The 17869-nt window shown below is 61.6% G+C and carries 19 protein-coding genes; 7 read left to right on the forward strand and 12 right to left on the reverse strand.

All coding sequences use genetic code 11. The annotated features are described in order from the left end of the window. Positions 1-10: 10 nt before the first annotated feature. Together QM694_RS01085 and QM694_RS01090 are read right to left on the reverse strand one after the other, a co-directional pair. Complete coding sequence (locus tag QM694_RS01085) at positions 11-1105, reverse strand: glycosyltransferase family 4 protein (protein ID WP_415005106.1); 1095 nt, start codon at positions 1103-1105, stop codon at positions 11-13. Positions 1106-1112: 7 nt separating this feature from the next. Next, positions 1113-1796, reverse strand: coding sequence for a polysaccharide biosynthesis/export family protein (locus tag QM694_RS01090; protein ID WP_415005749.1), 684 nt, complete (start codon positions 1794-1796; stop codon positions 1113-1115). Between the two features lie 197 nt (positions 1797-1993). On the opposite strand from QM694_RS01090, the gene QM694_RS01095 reads away from it, so the two are divergent. Further along, on the forward strand, positions 1994-4186 hold the full coding sequence (locus tag QM694_RS01095) for a GumC family protein (RefSeq protein ID WP_415005107.1): 2193 nt from the start codon (positions 1994-1996) through the stop codon (positions 4184-4186). A gap of 238 nt (positions 4187-4424) precedes the next feature. After that, on the forward strand, positions 4425-5378 hold the full coding sequence (locus QM694_RS01100; protein WP_415005108.1) for a polysaccharide deacetylase family protein: 954 nt from the start codon (positions 4425-4427) through the stop codon (positions 5376-5378). Here QM694_RS01100 and QM694_RS01105 read toward each other — a convergent pair. After that, complete coding sequence (locus QM694_RS01105; protein ID WP_415005109.1) at positions 5375-5587, reverse strand: DUF2842 domain-containing protein; 213 nt, start codon at positions 5585-5587, stop codon at positions 5375-5377. The two genes, QM694_RS01100 and QM694_RS01105, sit on opposite strands and share 4 nt — an antisense overlap. Positions 5588-5687: 100 nt before the next feature. Between QM694_RS01105 and QM694_RS01110 the strand changes: the two genes are divergently transcribed. Further along, positions 5688-6716 carry a COX15/CtaA family protein gene (locus QM694_RS01110; protein ID WP_415005750.1) on the forward strand — a complete coding sequence of 343 codons (1029 nt, stop codon included), beginning with the start codon at positions 5688-5690 and terminating at the stop codon, positions 6714-6716. Here QM694_RS01110 and QM694_RS01115 read toward each other — a convergent pair. The 6 genes from QM694_RS01115 to QM694_RS01140 all read right to left on the reverse strand — a co-directional run bounded on the left by QM694_RS01115 (position 6685) and on the right by QM694_RS01140 (position 11085). Beyond that, positions 6685-7962: an O-acetylhomoserine aminocarboxypropyltransferase gene (locus QM694_RS01115; protein WP_415005110.1), complete on the reverse strand. Its 1278-nt coding sequence runs from the start codon at positions 7960-7962 to the stop codon at positions 6685-6687. The two genes, QM694_RS01110 and QM694_RS01115, sit on opposite strands and share 32 nt — an antisense overlap. Before the next feature lie 76 nt (positions 7963-8038). Then, entirely contained in the window at positions 8039-8572 is a 534-nt protein-coding gene (locus QM694_RS01120) for a cytochrome b (protein ID WP_415005111.1), read from the reverse strand. A gap of 53 nt (positions 8573-8625) precedes the next feature. Then, positions 8626-9156 (reverse strand): CoA-binding protein, encoded by a 531-nt coding sequence (locus QM694_RS01125; protein WP_415005112.1) that lies wholly within the window; start codon positions 9154-9156, stop codon positions 8626-8628. A 56-nt stretch (positions 9157-9212) separates the two neighbouring features. Next, entirely contained in the window at positions 9213-9581 is a 369-nt protein-coding gene (locus tag QM694_RS01130) for a VOC family protein (RefSeq protein WP_415005113.1), read from the reverse strand. Beyond that, positions 9578-10369, reverse strand: coding sequence for an enoyl-CoA hydratase (locus tag QM694_RS01135; RefSeq protein WP_415005114.1), 792 nt, complete (start codon positions 10367-10369; stop codon positions 9578-9580). The genes QM694_RS01130 and QM694_RS01135 overlap by 4 nt, the downstream gene beginning before the upstream one ends. After that, positions 10366-11085, reverse strand: a complete 720-nt coding sequence (locus tag QM694_RS01140) for a hypothetical protein (protein WP_415005115.1) — start codon at positions 11083-11085, stop codon at positions 10366-10368. Before QM694_RS01140 ends, QM694_RS01135 begins: the two co-directional genes overlap by 4 nt. Positions 11086-11336: 251 nt before the next feature. Between QM694_RS01140 and rplM the strand changes: the two genes are divergently transcribed. Genes rplM through QM694_RS01155 form a run of 3 tightly spaced genes read left to right on the forward strand, consistent with a single transcriptional unit; the run spans position 11337 to position 13171 of the window. Continuing rightward, positions 11337-11801, forward strand: a complete 465-nt coding sequence (gene rplM / locus QM694_RS01145; protein ID WP_415005116.1) for a 50S ribosomal protein L13 — start codon at positions 11337-11339, stop codon at positions 11799-11801. A gap of 5 nt (positions 11802-11806) precedes the next feature. Then, entirely contained in the window at positions 11807-12301 is a 495-nt protein-coding gene (gene rpsI, locus QM694_RS01150; protein WP_415005117.1) for a 30S ribosomal protein S9, read from the forward strand. 12 nt (positions 12302-12313) lie between these two features. Further along, positions 12314-13171: a carbohydrate ABC transporter permease gene (locus tag QM694_RS01155; protein ID WP_415005118.1), complete on the forward strand. Its 858-nt coding sequence runs from the start codon at positions 12314-12316 to the stop codon at positions 13169-13171. 200 nt (positions 13172-13371) lie between these two features. Here QM694_RS01155 and QM694_RS01160 read toward each other — a convergent pair whose 3' ends face one another. The 3 genes from QM694_RS01160 to QM694_RS01170 all read right to left on the reverse strand — a co-directional run bounded on the left by QM694_RS01160 (position 13372) and on the right by QM694_RS01170 (position 16429). Next, positions 13372-15183 carry a PHA/PHB synthase family protein gene (locus tag QM694_RS01160; protein ID WP_415005119.1) on the reverse strand — a complete coding sequence of 604 codons (1812 nt, stop codon included), beginning with the start codon at positions 15181-15183 and terminating at the stop codon, positions 13372-13374. A gap of 659 nt (positions 15184-15842) precedes the next feature. Continuing rightward, positions 15843-16217, reverse strand: coding sequence for a type II toxin-antitoxin system VapC family toxin (locus tag QM694_RS01165; protein WP_415005120.1), 375 nt, complete (start codon positions 16215-16217; stop codon positions 15843-15845). Then, positions 16217-16429 carry an AbrB/MazE/SpoVT family DNA-binding domain-containing protein gene (locus QM694_RS01170; RefSeq protein ID WP_415005121.1) on the reverse strand — a complete coding sequence of 71 codons (213 nt, stop codon included), beginning with the start codon at positions 16427-16429 and terminating at the stop codon, positions 16217-16219. Before QM694_RS01170 ends, QM694_RS01165 begins: the two co-directional genes overlap by 1 nt. A gap of 123 nt (positions 16430-16552) precedes the next feature. On the opposite strand from QM694_RS01170, the gene QM694_RS01175 reads away from it, so the two are divergent. Then, positions 16553-17854, forward strand: a complete 1302-nt coding sequence (locus QM694_RS01175) for a homoserine dehydrogenase (RefSeq protein ID WP_415005122.1) — start codon at positions 16553-16555, stop codon at positions 17852-17854. Positions 17855-17869 lie beyond the last annotated feature (15 nt).

The raw sequence follows: 17869 nt of genomic DNA on the forward strand, positions 1-17869 counted from the left end.
CCGGAACGGATCAGGAGATGGCCGCGCGATAGAGCGCCAGTACGCCGTTCACCATGTCTCCGGCGCTGAAGTGCTGCTTGACGCGGAGACGCTGGATGGCGGCAGCGGTTTGCGCCGCGGCCGGATTGTTCAGCAGGCTGAGGAGCCGGTCCGCCAGCGCCTGCGGATTGTCAGGCGGAACCAGCATGTCAGAGCCGAGGATTTCGGGAATGCCGCCAACGCCCGACGCCACAAGGGGCTTTCCCGCCGCACAGGCTTCGAGCACCACATAGGGAAAGCTCTCGGCGCGCGACGGCATCACCACGAGATTGCCGCGCGAGAAGGCTTCGGCAGCTGGCATGCGCCCGGCGAAGACAACTTTATCATTGAGTTCCAAAGCCTTGGATTGGGTCTTGAATTTTTCGAGATCAGGCCCGTCACCCACCATGAGCGCCGTCGTGGGCCTTGCCCGGTTACAGATCGAGACGGCTTCAATGAGCGTGTCGACGCCCTTGATCATCCGCATGTCGCCGATGAACAGCAAGTCCGATGCATCGTCCGCAAGCGGAAAATCGGCAAATTCCTCCGGCCACAAACCATTGTGGATCACGGCATTGAGCTTTTTGCCGATGCCGATCTTGGCCACGAAGGTGTCTTTCTCATATTGGCAAACAAAATGAAGGGCCGTGCCGATCAGGGTCAGGGCCTTTTCCGCCGAGAGAAAGGCAACGCCCGATGGGCTGGCCCAGGAATAATGCAGGCTGCCGCCATGTGCGGTGTAGACGGAGGGAATGCCAAGCCGCCAGGCGGCGATGCGGCCGTAAAGACCGCCCTTTGCCCCATGGCAGTGAATAATGTCCGGCTTGAGAACCTTCGCTTGAGCCATGACCGCCTTCGCGCCGGAAAGATCGCCGAGACCCGGGAGGCGTGAGATCGGGATGCGGATGATGCCAAGCGAACAATGAGGTGCGATGCTGTCCAGCAGTGCTGTTGCCGTGATGCCGCCGGTTGTTGAATCGCAGATCACGCCAACCTCATGGCCTTCCGCGCATTGGCCGCGCGTGAGGTCGCGCACATGGCGGAAGAGGCCGCCGACCGGAGTGCGGAAGACATGAAGTATCCGCATCGCCGCCTCAGAACCAGCGTTCGCGCACGTAGATAATATCGCCGGGATAAATCTGCGTCGTGACCGGCACCTTGAACGTGCCCGTGCCGGTGGCGTTCTTCCGCGTCACGAGCACCATGTCATGGTCCGCGCGGGGGCTGTAGCCCCCAGCGATCGCGATGGCGTTCTGCACAGTGATGCCCGGCTGATAGGCAAAGCTGCCGGAAGTCGTGACTTCGCCGAGAATGTAGAAGGGGCGAAGCGTCGTCACCTGCACGGAAACCTGCGGATCACGCAGGTAGCCCGCGCGCAGGCGTTGGGTGATGAGCTTTTCGATTTGTGGCGTCGTCATGCCGGCCACGCTCACCGACTGGACATAGGGCATGGAAATGTCGCCCGAGCCATCGACCAGATAATCGGCGGTGAGATCAGCCTCGCCGGCCACCCGGACTGTCAGCTTGTCGCCCGATCCGACGCGGTATCCGGAGGAGTATTCGTAGGCCGCCTCTTTGCCCTTCGTGCCGAAGGGATCGACTGGGCCGGCCTTGTTGCGGGCCGGGAGCTGCGAAACGCTGGAAACGGCGCCTTCTTCAACCGTGCCATCCACTGTCAATCCCGTGCCGCCCGGAGATGAAGAGGGGCGCATATCATCCCAGCCCTGCGAGCAGCCTGCCAGCGGGAGTATAAAAATGAGGGTGGCAAGAAAACGCATACGCACGATGGGCAAATCCAGGAAAAGGTGAGGCGGCAGCAGGGCCGTTGGCCGGAGAATATGTGCGTATGGTTAGCAACAGCTTAAGCATGCGAACCGAAATGCGCGGGCGGATATTGATCCGTTAACAGATTGGTTACCATGCCAAAGGCATTTTGCCCTCAAACCCATCGTCCAGCGCGCCGCTTGAAAGTGTCATGAGTTTGAACCAGGAACCTGCCGGGGCCATCAACCCCGCGATCAATATCATGGACGTGTTGCGTGGCGTGGCGCGGCGCAAGATGATGATCAGCGTCCTGGCGCTCTCCGCCTTCGCCGGTGGCTTCGCATTGGTAAACTATCTCAAGCCCAGCTACTCCACCGAATCCCAAGTGCTGATCGGCACGCTCGAAACGCCCTTCGACAAGGTACAGCCCAATGACAATCAGGCCGCGCCCGGCGTCGATGACCGGGTGATCGAAAGCCAGATGGCGGTTCTGAAATCAGACGATCTCGGGCGCCGTGTCGTGGCCGCTCTTGATCTTCAAAAGGATCCCGCGTTCAATCCACTGCTCAAGGGCCTCAGCTTCTTTCGCAAGCTCAGGATCAATACGGGGTTTGCCGACGATCCGCGCCTGAAGTCGCCAGAAGAATTGGCGCTCGATATCTATGACGACGGACTTTCGGTGTATCAGCAGCCGAACTCCAATGTCATCTCCATCAAATATACGGCGGGCAGTGGCGCCACGGCAGCCAAGGTGGCGAACACGCTGGCGGAAGTCTATGTGATGGCAACGCGGGAAAGCCAGGCGCAGCCGACGGAGCGCGCGCGGGAGTGGCTGGCCCAGCAAATCGATGCGCTGCGCAAGAAGCTTGCAGATTCCGAACAGGCCGTGGAGGAATTCCGCTCCAAGGCCGGGTTGATCCAGGGCGCCACCACAACGCTTGGCGCTCAGGAGATTTCCGAACTCAACACGCAAATCACCGTGGCGCAAACGGCAAGTGCCGAAGCGCAGGCCAAGGCGCAATCGATTCGCGATCTCATGGCCAGCAAGGGCTCGGTGGACGGCTCCGCAGACGTTATGGCGTCGCCCGTCATCCAGCGCCTGAAGGAGCAGCGCGTCGACGCAACCCGCGCCATCTCCGAATTGTCTGCCACCTATCTCCCCAATCATCCAAAGATGATCGCGGCCCGCAGCCACCTGAGCGATATCGACAAGCAGATCCGCGCCGAGGCGCTGCGCGTGGTGTCGGGCCTCGATGATCAGGCACGCGTCGCGCAGGCGCGGGAGAAATCGCTGCGTGACAGCCTCGAGCAATTGAAAGGCAAGGAAACCACAGCAAGTTTCGACGACGTCAAGCTCAAGGCGCTGGAACGTGATGCCGCTGCCAACCGGGCACTGCTTGAAACCATGTTGAGCCGCTATGCGGAAGCAAGCACCCGGCAGGATGAGCAGGCGCAGCCGGGCTTTGCCCGCATCATCCAGACGGCCAGCGCCCCCACCTCGCCGTCATTTCCAAAGCGTGGCCCTCTGGTGGTTCTCATTACGATTGCCGGATTGGCGTTCGGATTGGGACTTGCTTTCCTGCTGGAACTCATGGCTGCAGCCGCCCGTTTGACGGAGCGGATGGCCGCGCAACCTGTTGCGCAAACTCCCGTTAGCGCACCGGCCTTGCCGCCGGCCGTTTTCTCGACCCCCGTTCCGCAACAGCAGCCCGAAATCCGGATCGCTCCGGAACACGCCGCGCCTGCGCCTCTCCCGCCGCTGGGTGTTTTTCCTGCTGCTGGTTCGACACCGGAAGAAACGCTACTTTCGGGCGCAGAGATCGAGGGGAGCGCGGCGGAAATCGCTGATTGGATCGGCGCGCTTGCGGGAAATCAGCGATTCCAGCGCATCACCGTGGCCACGATTGGGGCAGGTACAGGCGATGGCTCGGCCGCCGCTGTTGTGCTGGCGCGCACGCTGTCCTTGCGTGGCCGCCGCGTGGTGCTGGCCGATTTGTCTCGCGGTGGGTCATGGATCGAGCCGCTGTGTGGGCTGGCGCCGGGGCAGGGTATTGCCGATCTCATCACCGGCGCGGCCCCCTTCACCAAGGTTTTGGCGCGCGATCCCAAATCCGGCATGCATGTGTTGCGCTTTGGCGTAGACCGTTCTCCTGCGGCCACGGACCTACTGGACAGCCGGTTGCCCAATGTTTTGTCGGCGTTGGGCCAATCCTATGATGCTGTCGTCGTCTATGCGGGTGAATGGGGGGCTGTAATCGCGCCGCTGCTTGGCGTTACCGACGCAGCGATTATTCTCACATCGCCTGCGCGCTTTGCCGATTTCGGCAACGACGGTTCAGTCTCTAAACTCCAAGGGCCTTGCCGTTCGCCAGGTTCTCATTGGCGCACCGGCCACGCGCCATGATTATATGTCGGCTCCCAATCTTCACGCGGTGCCGGCTTAGCTCTTATCGGCAAAGTTGATTGCCTGCCGCGCAAGGCTTTTTTCATGCGTGCGTGCGTAAACTCGGCACGATTTCTGCTCAGCCACGCGCAAGATGATGCCCACACCATCCATTCTCAAAACCAGCCTTGATGTGCTGTATTATTCTGGTGCATCCCAGGCCCTTGGAAACATCCTCGGCGGGGAGGGTGCGATATTCATGCTCCATCACGTGCGGCCGGGCGGCCTGCGCGGGGGATTCGCGCCCAACAACGGCCTTGAGGTGACGCCCGAATTTCTGTCAGGCGTGCTTGATCTCGTGGCGTCGAAAGGGTTTGAATTTGTGAGCCTGGACGAGGCGGTGGCCCGCATCGGCGAGGATCGGCGTCGGACCAAGCCATTTGCCGCGCTCACCCTTGACGACGGCTATCGCGACAATCTGGTGCATGCACTGCCGGTATTCCGCCGCCATCACTGCCCGTTCACCATTTATGTCGCGCCCGCCATCGCGGACGGTATCTGTGAATTGTGGTGGAAGGGGTTAGAGGCGGTGATTGCCGGAACGCCGCATCTGATGGTGGAGATCAACGGCGAAACGATTGATCTGGACACCGCCACCGATCACCAGAAAAAACTGGCCTGGCAGCGCCTTTATTGGCCGGTGCGCAAGCTCGAGCAGCATGAACAGCGCCGGTGGATTCTCGATCTCTGCCTGAAGCAGGGTGTGAATCTCGAAGCCATCTGCCGCGCCGAAGCCATGGGCTGGGACGAACTGCGTGGGATTGCGAAGGACCCGCTCTGCACCATCGGAGCCCATACGATCAATCATTTCGCGGTGGCGGAACTGGATGAGGCAGAGGCGCTGCATGAAATGGTGGCGTCCGCCGATAGGATTGAGAAGGAACTGGGAAAACGTCCCTTCCACTTCGCTTATCCCTATGGAGACGAAGGCTCGGCGGCGGCGCGCGATTTCCGCCTTGCGGCACAGGCGGGTTTCCGCTCCGCCGTGACGACGCGAAAAGGCCTGATCCATTCCGGCCACAAGGATCATCTCATGGCCTTGCCTCGCGTATCATTGTCCGGTGAGTACCAGAAGCTTCGTTACGTGGATGTGCTCATGTCCGGCACGGCCTTCGCTTTGTTCAACGGATTTAGAAAAGTGAATGCGGCCTAGGGTGTTGGGTCCGGCTTCGCCATCCACAGGATGAGCAGCATCACCACCGGCACCCAGAGTAAGCCGGCGGAGATGTAGTAGGCGAGTTCGACGGCTATCCCGTTGCCGATGGCGTAGTTGCCGCCGATTGCCATGGCAACCAGCGCATAGATGATCATGAAGATCACCGTCACGATCATGCCGAAAAACTTGCGCGTGCGCTGCCTCATGGGGCCTTGAGCTAGCCGCTTGCAGCCGCGTCCGCAAGCCTCAACGCCTGCGGCGCTTCACCCCTTGCGGCGGTGGCGGAACCGCGCCTATCTCCGCCCCATGGAACAGCTCAATGCGAAGCAGGAAAGGGCATTGCCCGCCGTGCGCCTGTGGCTTTTTGCCGTGGCGCTGCTCATCTTCGCCATGGTCATCGTGGGCGGGGCCACGCGCCTCACCAACAGCGGTCTCTCGATCACCGAATGGAAGCCCTTGCTGGGCGCCATCCCGCCGCTGGACGAGGCGGATTGGCAACTCGCCTTCGACAAATACAAGCTGATCCCGCAGGCCCGTGAACTTAACAGCGCCATGACGCTGGAGGAATTCAAGTTCATCTTCTGGTGGGAATGGGCGCACCGCTTTCTCGGCCGCTTCATCGGCGTGGCTTTTGCCGTGCCGTTCCTGTTTTTCGCGGTCACCGGCCGCATTGCGAAGTCACAATGGCCGAAGTTGGTTGCCCTGTTTGTTCTGGGCGGCCTTCAGGGTGCGCTTGGCTGGTACATGGTGGCATCCGGCCTTGAGACGCGCGTGGATGTGAGCCAGTACCGGCTGGCCGCGCATCTGACTCTTGCCGCTGCGATCTATGCCGCGATGCTGTGGGTGGCGCTTGGGCTGGGCCGTGCGCGGCAAGAGCCTGCGTCAAGCGTTCAATGGGCTGCGCTGCTCCTGCCGTTTCTCGTGCTGCTTCAGATGGCGGCTGGCGGCTTCGTCGCGGGACTGGATGCCGGCCTCGCCTTCAACACCTGGCCATTGATGGATGGCACACTGGTGCCAAACGGCCTCTTTGTGATGACTCCGGCGTGGCGTAACTTTTTCGAGAATGCCATGACGGTGCAGTTCGATCACCGCCTGCTGGCCTATGGCATCACCCTCTATGCGCTGCTACTCGCTTTGGTGCAGCGCACGAAAACGGCGGCGCTGGTGGCCGCCGCCGTGCTGTTGCAGGTCTGCCTTGGCATCTGGACACTGCTGGCCCATGTGCCGCTGCATGTGGCCTTGACCCATCAGGGCGGAGCACTCGCAGTGCTTGCCGCCGCTGTGTGGAATCTTCACGCCACGCTTATGAGATCGCCTGCTCCAGATCGGCGATGATGTCGCCCACGTCTTCGATGCCGATCGACAGGCGCACCACATCGGGCGTGGCGCCCGCCAGCTTCAACTGCTCCGGCGAAAGCTGGCTGTGCGTCGTGGACGCCGGATGGATGATGAGCGAGCGCGCATCGCCGAGATTGGCGAGATGCGAAAACAGTTTCACCGATGAGACGGCCTTCACGCCTGCATCGTAGCCACCCTTGAGGCCGAAGGTGAACACCGAGCCGGCACCCTTGGGGCAGTATTTCTTTGCCAGCGCATGATACTTGTCGTCCGGCAGGCCGGCGTAGCTCACCCATGCCACGTTCGGATTGGTTTTCAGCCATTGCGCCACTTTAAGTGCATTGTCGCAGTGGCGCTGCATGCGCAGGCCAAGCGTTTCCATGCCGGTGAGAATGAGAAACGCGTTCATCGGCGCAATGGCGGGACCCAGATCGCGAAGCCCCAGCACGCGGGCGGCAATCGCGAAGGCGATGTTGCCGAACGTCTCATGCAGCTTGAGGCCGTGATAGGACCCATTGGGTTCCGAGAGCAGGGGGTAGCGCCCGCTTGCCGACCAGTCGAAATTGCCGCCGTCGACAATCACGCCGCCCATCGAGTTGCCGTGGCCGCCCATAAATTTGGTGAGCGAGTGAAGCACGATATTCGCGCCATGCTCGATGGGCTTGCACAGGTAAGGCGTGGCCAGAGTGTTGTCGACGATGAGCGGCACGCCCGCCGCGCGTGCAATCTTTGCCACGGCGCCGATATCGGTGATGATGCCGCCGGGATTGGCAATCGACTCGATGAAGATCGCCTTGGTCTTGGGCGACAAAGCCTTCTCGATGGACGCCGGATCGGTGGCGTCCGCCCACACCACATGCCAGCCGAAGGATTTGAACGATTGCGCGAACTGGTTGATCGATCCGCCGTAGAGCTGACGCGCCGCCACGAACTCATCGCCCGGCTGCATCATGGTGTGGAAGGCCAGCATCTGCGCGGCATGCCCTGAGGCAACGGCAAGCGCCGCGGAGCCTCCTTCGAGCGCCGCGACCTTCGATTCGAGCACCGCCTGGGTAGGATTCATGATGCGGGTGTAGATATTGCCAAAGGCACGCAACGCGAAAAGGTCTGCGGCGTGTTTTACGTCATCGAAGACATAGGCGGTGGTCTGGTAGATCGGCGTGATGCGCGCGCCGGTCGCAGGATCTGGCGATGCCCCGGCGTGCAGCGCCAGCGTGTCGAAACCGGGTTTCCTCTCGGCCATGTCGTTCTCCCATGTGAAACAGGGCGGGAACCTTACCCTGCCTTTGGGAGAGCGGCAATTGCGGGAAACTAAACGCTCACATCGGCCGCATGCGCGACAGGAGATTGTCCCGGTTGATGAATTGATGCTTCAGGGCGGCCAGCACATGCAACGCCAGAAGCGCGATGGCGATATTGGCGCCAAGCCCGTGCATCTGCCCGAACGGGATGTCGGTGGCGATAGTTGGGAGGTGAAACAGTCCGAAAGCCTCGGCATTCTGGACGCCCGGCCTTGAACCTGAAAACCGCGAGAGAGTAAGCCATCCGGTGAGCGGGAGACTAATCATCAGCACATAGAAAAACCCATGCAGGATGTGAGCGCCGAGGGTTTCGCAGCGTGCGGTGGAGGGGGGAAGGGGCGGCGGCGGATTCATGAAGCGCCATGCCAGCCGGAAAATGGACAGCGCGAAGATCGTGACACCGATGGTGATGTGGAGCGATGGGCCGAATGCGTCTTCCGAGCCGCGCGGAATCCGGATCAGGTCTTCGCCCCAGAACAGCATGTAGATCATCAAGGCGGCGATGATCCAGTGAAGGGCGATGGCCACAGTGGTGTAACGGTCTCTTTGCATCCTGTTCTCCGTTCTTGTGGAAGACGGGCGCCAGGCAAAATTCCGTCGCGCGTTCAGTCTTTCGGCGCGAGGCCCAAGCTCTGCACGCGGCCGCTGGGATGCAAGGTTTGCTTGCGCGAAGAGATGACGCTCGGACTGCCGCCCACCCAGGCCCATTCGCCGGAGAGCTTGCCATATTCCATCTTGGGGCAGCGGTTCATCACCACCTTGATGCCTGCCGCCTCTGCTCTTGCCGCAGCCTCGTCATTGCGAACGGTAAGCTGCATCCAGATTACCTTGGGCAACGGAGAAAGGGCCAGGGCTTCATCGGTGATGGCGCCAGCCGCTTCGGAGTTGCGGAAGATATCCACCATGTCGATGGGCTGCGGGATATGCTTGAGGCTTCCATAGACCGTGCGCCCGAGGATTTCCTTTCCCGCCAGGCCGGGATTGACGGGGATTACCTCGTAACCCTTGTCGAGCAGATATTTCATGACGAAATAGGACGGCCGTAATTCATTTGCCGACGCGCCAACCATGGCGATGGTTTTCACCGTACGCAGGATGTCGCGGATATAGGCTGAATCGTAATTGTCGTGGTTCATGGCAGTTTCAAATGGCCGTTGTCGTCAAACGGGAAATGGGGATTGTAAGCCACTTCTCAAAGATGTCCGTCTGGATCGGTAAAATATCCCGAATAGCCGCCCCAGAATACCTTTTCCGCCGGGTTGACGATTTTTGCACCTGCCTGTTGCGCCTGCTGCATGACAGCGTCGGTCTCTGCCTCGCTGGAGGTATTCCACGCCAGCGACATGCCGCGAAAACCTGGCGGATGATCTGCGGACAGATGCGCGTCTTCCGCCAGGGCGTCGTGGCCGAACAGCCCCAGCACGATGCCGTTCATGTCAAAGAAGCAAACGCCTTCCTGGCTTGCAGAAGATGCCGTGAGCCCGAGGCGTTCATAAAAATTGCGTGCCCGCTTGAGATCAGAAACACCGAGCGTGACGAGTGTCAGGCGGGGCGAGATCATCCATGCGTCCATTCGGGCGGGCGCTTGGCGATGAACGCGCCGATGCCTTCCGCGGCATCGCGTGTCATCATGTTCTCTGCCATCACCTGCGCCGTCATGGCATAGGCGTCGGCGAGCGGCAGGCCGAGCTGCGGATAGAACGCCCGCTTGCCGATGCCGATGGTGTGCGAGGATTTGGACGCCACTTTCGCGGCAAGCGCCGCCACGGCCCCTGGCAATTCGTTGGGTGACACGACCCTGTTGACGAGTCCGAAGCGCAACGCATCCGCAGCGGAAAACACATCGCCGGTGAGCAGCATTTCCATGGCCTGTTTGGGCGATACATTGCGCGACAAGGCAACCATGGGCGTGGAACAGAACAGGCCGATGTTGACGCCCGGCGTGCAGAAGCCTGCCGCATCGCTCGCCACCGCCAGATCGCAACTCGCCACAAGCTGGCAGCCGGCTGCGCTCGCAAGCCCCTGTACGGCAGCAATGACGGGGCGCGGATGATTGACGATACTCTGCATCAACCGCCCGCAGCGCGTGAAAAGTCCGGAGTAATAGGCCGCTCCCTTGTCCGCGTCGCTGCGGCGGGCGGTTAGCTCTTTCAGATTGTGCCCCGAACAGAAGGCAGGCCCCGTGGCAGCGAGCACGATCACCCGCGCATCCGGATCATTGCGCGCGCCGTCCAGCGCATCTTCGATGGCCGCCATCATGGCTTCGGACAGGGAATTGCGCGACGCAGGATCATTCAGCGTCAGTGTCAGCACGCCACCGCTGAGCGCGCGGTGAAGAAGCCCGCTCATTCTTCCTCGGAATCGAGCTGCTTCAGCTTTTCGGCGTAAGCCGGGTCTTTCATCAATTCTGCCATCACCTTCTTGTTGTTGTCAGAAGGGAGCGTGGCCTTGAGCGAAGCGATCATCCTGTCCTTGATGTCCTGGGCCAGCGTGTTGTCATTCTGGATTTCAACAATCTGGTCGTTCACATCTTGTGTCGGATCATCTGTCGCTGCTGTATAGGCGAATCCGACGGAGGTGATGGCGAGGTTCCAGTCATCGACATTGGCGAACCCGGCTGCCTTGATGTCCGCCTCGAATTCTTTGCCCTTCGGATCCTTATCGACGAAGTCCTGCAGATTGTCCGTGGTGTCGAGATCGGTGCCGGCATATTTCGTCTTCACCAGCACATAGACATCGAGCGCGCGCTTGGCGATGTCGAGCGTCAGTTCCATCGACTTGATGTCGGGAATCTCGCCGAGGTTCACCTGATCGTCGCCATTGTCTAAATCGTCACCCGGCTGCGCCACGTCGGGGCCCGTGGGCGTATCATCATCCGCGCCCGGTGTGGTGGTTCCGTCATCCGTGCCCTTGGTATCTGGAACAGGCGGCGTGGGCGCCGTTGTCGTTTGCGCGGTCTCGACTTCGGGAAGCAGGCGGGACTGGTCCTTGGCGGCCGCAGGCAAGGCCATGCACAGCGCCAGCGCAAAACCCAAGGTCAGACAGGACTGAAACACACGCATCATCGGCAAATTCCTTGGCCATCTAGAGTATGGGAGACCGCCCTGTCCCGAAAGTGCCAAAGGCACTATTCCACGTTCTGTTGCCTTCCTGCAACAAGCATGGGTATCATGATACCGCATATAAATTTCCTAATGTTTCAAGGGGTATTTCTTGACACGGCGGGCCGCAACGCATATTCACCCCGCCATCGACAGGGGCGCTGGATCGCAAATCCGGGGCCTCTTTCATGTCAACACCAACTCGAGACATTCACATGACGACCTATACGGCGAAAGCCAAGGACATCGTGAAGAACTGGGTGCTGATCGACGCCGAAGGACTGGTTGTGGGCCGTGCGGCCGCCATCATCGCCAACCGGCTGCGCGGCAAGCACAAGCCCACCTTCACGCCCCACATGGATTGCGGCGACAACATCATCGTGATCAACGCCGAAAAGGTTCTGCTCACCGGCCGCAAGCGCCAGCAGAAGACCTATTATTGGCACACCGGCTTTCCGGGCGGCATCAAGGAACGCAAGGCCGACAAGGTGCTTGAGGGCAAATTCCCCGAGCGCGTTCTCGAGCAGGCAGTGAAGCGCATGCTTCCCGGCGGCCCGCTGAAGAAGAAGCAGATGACGCATCTGCTGATGTACAAGGGCGCGGAGCATCCCCATCAGGCGCAGAACCCTGTGAAGCTCGACGTCAAGGCGATGAATCCCAAGAATGCGGCGAGGGGCTGAGGAACATGGCTGAACAAACGACACTCGCTGACCTCGGCAAGGCCATGGGCGTTGCTGCGGCGGCATCCGCTTCCGCGGCAGGCTCGGCGCCCGCCAAGCCGAAGCTCGACAACAAGGGCCGCGCCTATGCCACGGGCCGCCGCAAGGACGCCATCTCGCGCGTCTGGGTGAAGCGCGGCTCCGGCAAGATCACCGTCAACGGCAAGACCATCGAGGCCTATTTCGCCCGCCCGGTGCTGCGCATGCTGGTGCAGCAGCCGCTGGTAACCGCCAACCGCGCCACGCAGTTCGACATCGAATGCACGGTGGTGGGCGGTGGCCTCTCTGGCCAGGCAGGTGCTGTGCGCCACGGCCTTGCCCGCGCCATGACCTATTTCGAGCCGGACCTTCGTTCGGTACTGAAGAAGGCAGGCTTCCTCACCCGCGACAGCCGCGCGGTGGAGCGCAAGAAGTACGGCCGCGCCAAGGCCCGCCGTAGCTTCCAGTTCTCGAAGCGCTAAGCGCTTCCGGACGTGCAGTCTTACGATTTTGCACAGGGCCGCTTCCGGGCGGCCCTTTTGCTTGCCCGCCTGCGCGATGTGCTGGCGGTGGCCGTAGTGGCGCTGTTCATGTTTCCGCTCCTCTGGTGGGCGCTGACGTCGTTCAAGATCCCGGCGGATATTTTCAACAAGGACCATGAGGTCTGGGCCTTCACGCCGACGCTCGGCAACTATGCCATGCTGCTGCCGGCCGTGGGGCCGGACCAGATGAACGCGGCCAGCGCCTTCCGCGATTCCCTGCTGATCGCTTGCGGGGCGACGTTGATCTCGTTGATGACTGGCATTCCCGCCGCCTTTGGCCTGTCCCGCTATGCCTCGCGCCACAAGGCAAAGATGCTGGCGTCGATCCTGCTGTTCCGCTTCCTGCCGCCCATCGCGCTGATCGTGCCGGTGGTGCAACTCGCGCATCAGACCGGCCTGTTCGATACGAGGCTGGTGGTTATGCTGATGCATGCGCTGCTTAATCTCCCCGTAGCGGTGCTGATGATGAAATCCTTCTTCGACGATGTGCCGACCGAGATCGATGACGCTGCGAAGCTGGACGGGGCAGGCGGCATCGGAACGCTGTGGAAGATCGTGCTGCCCATGGTGAAGGGCGGCGTGGCGGCGACGGCGATCCTCTGCTTCATTTTCTCCTGGGCGGAATTCCTGATGGCGCTGTTCCTCACCGTCTCGTTCCGCACCCTGCCGGTGCAGTTGAGCATTCTCGCGATGGGCGGGTGGGGGCCGCTGGCGGCGATGGCGACGGCGACGCTCATTCCCTGTTTCGTCTTCATCCTGCTGGTGCAGAAGGGCCTGGTGCGCGGCCTGATGCTGGGGATGCAGAAATAGCCCCCCAAAAGGATAGGGCCCGGAGGGGCAATCCGGGCCCTTTTTGAGGGTCTGCGCCATACAGGGGGAGGGACGGTTCTGCAGACCCGCCGGAGTGCCGGTCTGTTCAGCGGCACTCCGTATCCTTGATCCTGATATGGGGAGGCATTTGCGGATTTCCAGTCACGGGATGCCACGGATGATCGCAAAAACGTGATCGCCTACTCGCCGCGGGTGCGCACATAGGAGCCCGGCGCATCCTCGATCGCCTTGAGCTTGCCTTCGCCCGGAACGGGGGCGGTGACCATGGGGCCGGATTTTGGCGCGATCCAGGCGAGCCAGTCCGGCCACCACGAGCCCGGATGCTCGGTGGCGCCCTTCAGCCAATCCTCGACGCTCGCGGCGGGCGCGTCATTCGTCCAGTACTGGTATTTGTTGGCGTCCGGCGGATTTACAACCCCCGCGATATGGCCAGAGCCCGAAACCACCAGCCGCGTCTCGCCGCCCATGAACTGGCCGACCCGGAAGACGGATTTGAGCGGCGCGATGTGATCCTCCCGCGCGGCAAGATTATAGACCGGCAGCTTCACCTTCTTGAGGTCGATCCGCACATTGTCGAGCACCATGCGGCCCTGCGACAGCTTGTTCGCGAGATAGCATTCGCGCAGGTAGAAGGAATGGACCCCCGCCGGCATGCGGGTGGAATCGGCGTTCCAGAAGAGCAGGTCGAAGGGCATCGGCTCCTTGCCGAGCATGTAGTTGTTGACGACATAGGACCAGATCAGATCGTTGGAGCGCAGCAGGTTAAAGGCATCCGCCATGCGCGTGCCGGGCAGATAGCCCTTGTCCGACATGCGGTCCTCGATCCATTTCACCTGCTCCTCATCGACATAGACGAGAAGATCGCCCGCCTTTTCGAAATCGACCTGGGTGGTGAAGAAGGTGGCTGAACTGACGCGGGTGTCGTTCTGTGCCGCCATGTAGCCGAGCGAGGCGGCGGTGAGCGTACCGCCGATGCAATAGCCGATGACGTTCACCTTTTCCGCACCCGTCGCATCCTGCGCCGCCTGGATGGCGGTGAGGAAGCCTTCGCGCATGTAGTCGGAGAAGCTCTTGCGGCCCTGCGCCTCGTCCGCATTGACCCATGAGACGACGAACACCGTGAGGCCCTGGTCCACCGCCCATTTGACGAAGGATTTTTTCGGGTTGAGGTCGAGGATATAGAACTTGTTGATCCACGGCGGGAAGATGACCAGCGGATAGGCGAAGGTTTTATCCGTGGACGGAGCATACTGGATCAGCTCGAAGGTCTCGTTGCGGAACACGACCTTGCCCGGCGTGGTGGCGATGTTGCGGCCGATCTCGAAGGCCTTCATGTCGGTCTGCTTGATGCGCAGCCGCCCGTCGGGCGTCTGCAGATCTTCCTCGAGATGCTTGAGGCCCTCGATCAGATTGGCGCCATTGGTGGCGAGCGTGGTGCGCAGAACCTCCGGATTGGTGACGGCGAAATTGGATGGCGAGAGCGCATTGGCGATTTGTTCCACATAGAAGCGCGCCTTCTGCCGCGTGTGCTCGTCTATGCCATCGGCATTGGCCACCATCTCCTGCGCCCAGTTGGCGGTGATGAGATAGGCCTGCTTCAGCCAGTCGAAGACGCTGTTCTCCTGCCAGTCCTTGTCCTTGAAGCGCTTGTCGTTGCGGGCAGGCTGGGCTACTGGCGGCATGATCTGCCCGAAGGCGCGCGACCATGCGTTCTGCCAGAGCTGGCCATAGCCGTTCCACAGCCGCATCTGCGCATCCATGAGCTTCTGCGGATCGGCCATGTAGGATTGCGCGACCGCCGAGAGCGTCTTGCTCACCTGCTCCATGGGGGTGATCTGCGTATCGGCTTCCTTGCGCGCCAGATCGGGCCGGTCAGCGACGATGCGCGCGATGGTGGCGGCGTGCTCGAACACCCGCGCCATGTTCTGCGCGAACTGCACGGGGTCCGCGAGCCTGAAATCGGTTGCCGGTGGTTTGGTCTGGTCGCTCATGCCCATCTCTTGCGGTGGCTTGCGGGCAGTTTAGGGGCGAACCGGCCTGAGGGGAAACGGGAAAGTGGAAGAGGGGAAACGGGCATGGCTCATCCTTTGCGGGAGCGGGCATTTGCCTCCCCGGAAAATCCCTGCCCGCCAGTGAAGACGGCAAGGGACGGCGCGGGCGCTGCCCGGCGCGTGTGTGCTGGTCCTTTTGGGACCAGCGGTGGTGCGCCTTGCAGCGCCCGCCTCCGGCAGGACTTCTTCGCGGTATCGGAGAACGCTTCGGCTCTGTCCGCCTGGGACTGCCTAGCTGCCTTGCGGCACGGGGATCGTTATTATCCCCGGGGTTCTCCGGCCGCCCCCGGGAGTGAAGGACACGTTATCCTTCACCCGCGAGCCTGCCATTCCACCCCATCCAGGCTCACCGTCATGAGCAGGACCCCATATGGGGCGGAACGGGAAGAGGCATAGGAATAAAATCAGGAAATGTCAAGGAGAGATTTCCGCCCTTCCCATCTGTCATCCCGGCGGAAAGTCGGGAACCAGACTTCCAACCAGAACGCCAGTGGCCAAGTCTGGGCTCCGGCTTACCGCCGGAGTGACAGGTGAGAGTTGGGGTGAAAAAGATCAAAGATGTCGGCACACGCCTTCTCCCGCAAAGGAGAAGGAAAACATCACTGTTTGGCGTGATACCTCACCCCCGGCACAGACGTGAAATGCGCGTCCGAGGTGTGAAACTCGGCATTGGTCACCAGCGCGGTGGCGTAGATGATGGCGTCGGTGGCGTGAAGGCCGTGCTGGCGCGATTCTTCGGCCGCGCGGATGGCGATGGTGGTATCGAGCGGCGTCACGAGGCCGGTCATCGTGAAGGCGAGCAGGCGTTCGGCGTCCGCTTCACCGCGCTCACGCAGGCTCCATTTGTAAAGCTCATACTGCACCAGCGACGGCACGATGAGGGTGGCGGGCGATTGAAAATCGCCATGGAACTGCTGGCCCAGCGTAGACCCGGTGAGCCATTCGATCCAGATCGACGTATCAATGAGCCGCATCAGACGCGGTCGGTACGGTCGCGGTAGTTGGAAGCGTCGGCGCCCTTGGCGCTTCCGGCCAGGTCGGATGCCTCGGGCACGGGCATGACCAGCACGCCGCGCCCCTTGGGGATGAACATGAAGCGCTGGCCCGCCTGCCAGCCCTCAGCCTCGCGCACCTCTTTGGGGATGGAAATCTGGAACTTGCTGGAAAGCTTGGCTGTGGCGGTCATGATCTTACCCGTTATAATCGATCAAACATAGTAAGAAATATACTTGAGCGCAAGCTCGCTCCGCCCCTTCCTTGCCTTGCCCGCCGCTTCCCGCCATAAGGAGCGCCATTCTGGGAGGGGACGATGGCGGACGGGCTGCGGTTGGGAATTGCGGGGTTGGGCACCGTGGGCGGCGGGGTGCTGGACATTCTCGGCAGCCACGGCGCGCTGGTGGCGGCGCGGGCTGGCAAAAAGATTGAAGTGACGGCCATAAGCGCCCGCAACCGCTCGAAAAAACGCGCCGTCGATGTCTCCCGCCTCGCCTGGTTTGAAGACCCTGTGGCGCTGGCCAGATCGCCGGAGATCGACGTGTTCGTGGAACTGATGGGGGGCGAGGGCGACCCGGCGAAAGCCGCCGTCGAGGCGGCGATCGCTGCGGGCAAACCGGTGATCACCGCCAACAAGGCGCTGCTGGCCCACCATGGCGCGGCGCTGGCGCGGGCGGCGGAGGCGAAGGGTGTTTCGCTCAACTTCGAGGCGGCGGTGGCGGGTGGCATCCCCATCATCAAGACGCTGCGCGAGGGGCTGGCGGGCAACCGCGTGAACAAGCTGTTCGGCATCATGAACGGCACCTGCAATTACATCCTCACCAAGATGGCGAACGAGGGCCGGAGCTTCGCCGATGTGCTGAAGGAGGCACAGGCATTGGGCTATGCCGAGGCCGACCCCACCTTCGACGTGGGCGGCTTCGACACCGCCCACAAGCTGGCGGTGCTGACGGCGCTGGCCTTCGGCTCGGAGGTGAATCTGAAGGAGATTTCCATCGAAGGCATTGAGGCGATCACCCTCGACGATATCCGCAATGCCTCGGAGCTTGGCTACAAGATCAAGCTGCTGGGCGTGGCGGTTCTCCGCGAGGAGGGGATCGAGCAGCGCGTGCAGCCGACTCTGGTGCCCAAGGGCTCGCCCGTTTCCGATACCGATGGCGTGTTCAACGCCGTGGTGGTGAAAGGCGATTTCGTGGGCGACCTGATGCTGGAAGGCCGGGGGGCTGGCGCGCATCCCACGGCCTCTGCCGTTCTCTCCGACATCGTGGACATCGCGCGCGGCAACCATCGGCCGGCCTTCGGCGTTCCGGCCAGGGATCTGAAGCCCTATGTGGCCGCGCCGAAAAAGGCGCATGAGGGCGGCTTCTACGTGGCGCTGCAACTGCATGACCGCCCGGGCGCGGTGGCGGCCATCGCGCGCATCCTCGCCGATGAATCGATCTCCATTGAATCGATCGTGCAGCGGGGGCTTGAGAAGGATTCGCGGCGCGCCACGGCGTCGTTCATTTTAATTACCCATGACACGGTGGAAACCGCCATGCGCGCCGCCCTCGGCCGCATCGAGGCCGACGGCCACGTGGCCTCGCATCCCCGCATGATCCGCATCGAACGGCTGTGACCTATCTTGTTTCAT

It is taken from the genome of Aestuariivirga sp. (assembly GCF_047602625.1).
Lineage (GTDB): Bacteria > Pseudomonadota > Alphaproteobacteria > Rhizobiales > Aestuariivirgaceae > Aestuariivirga.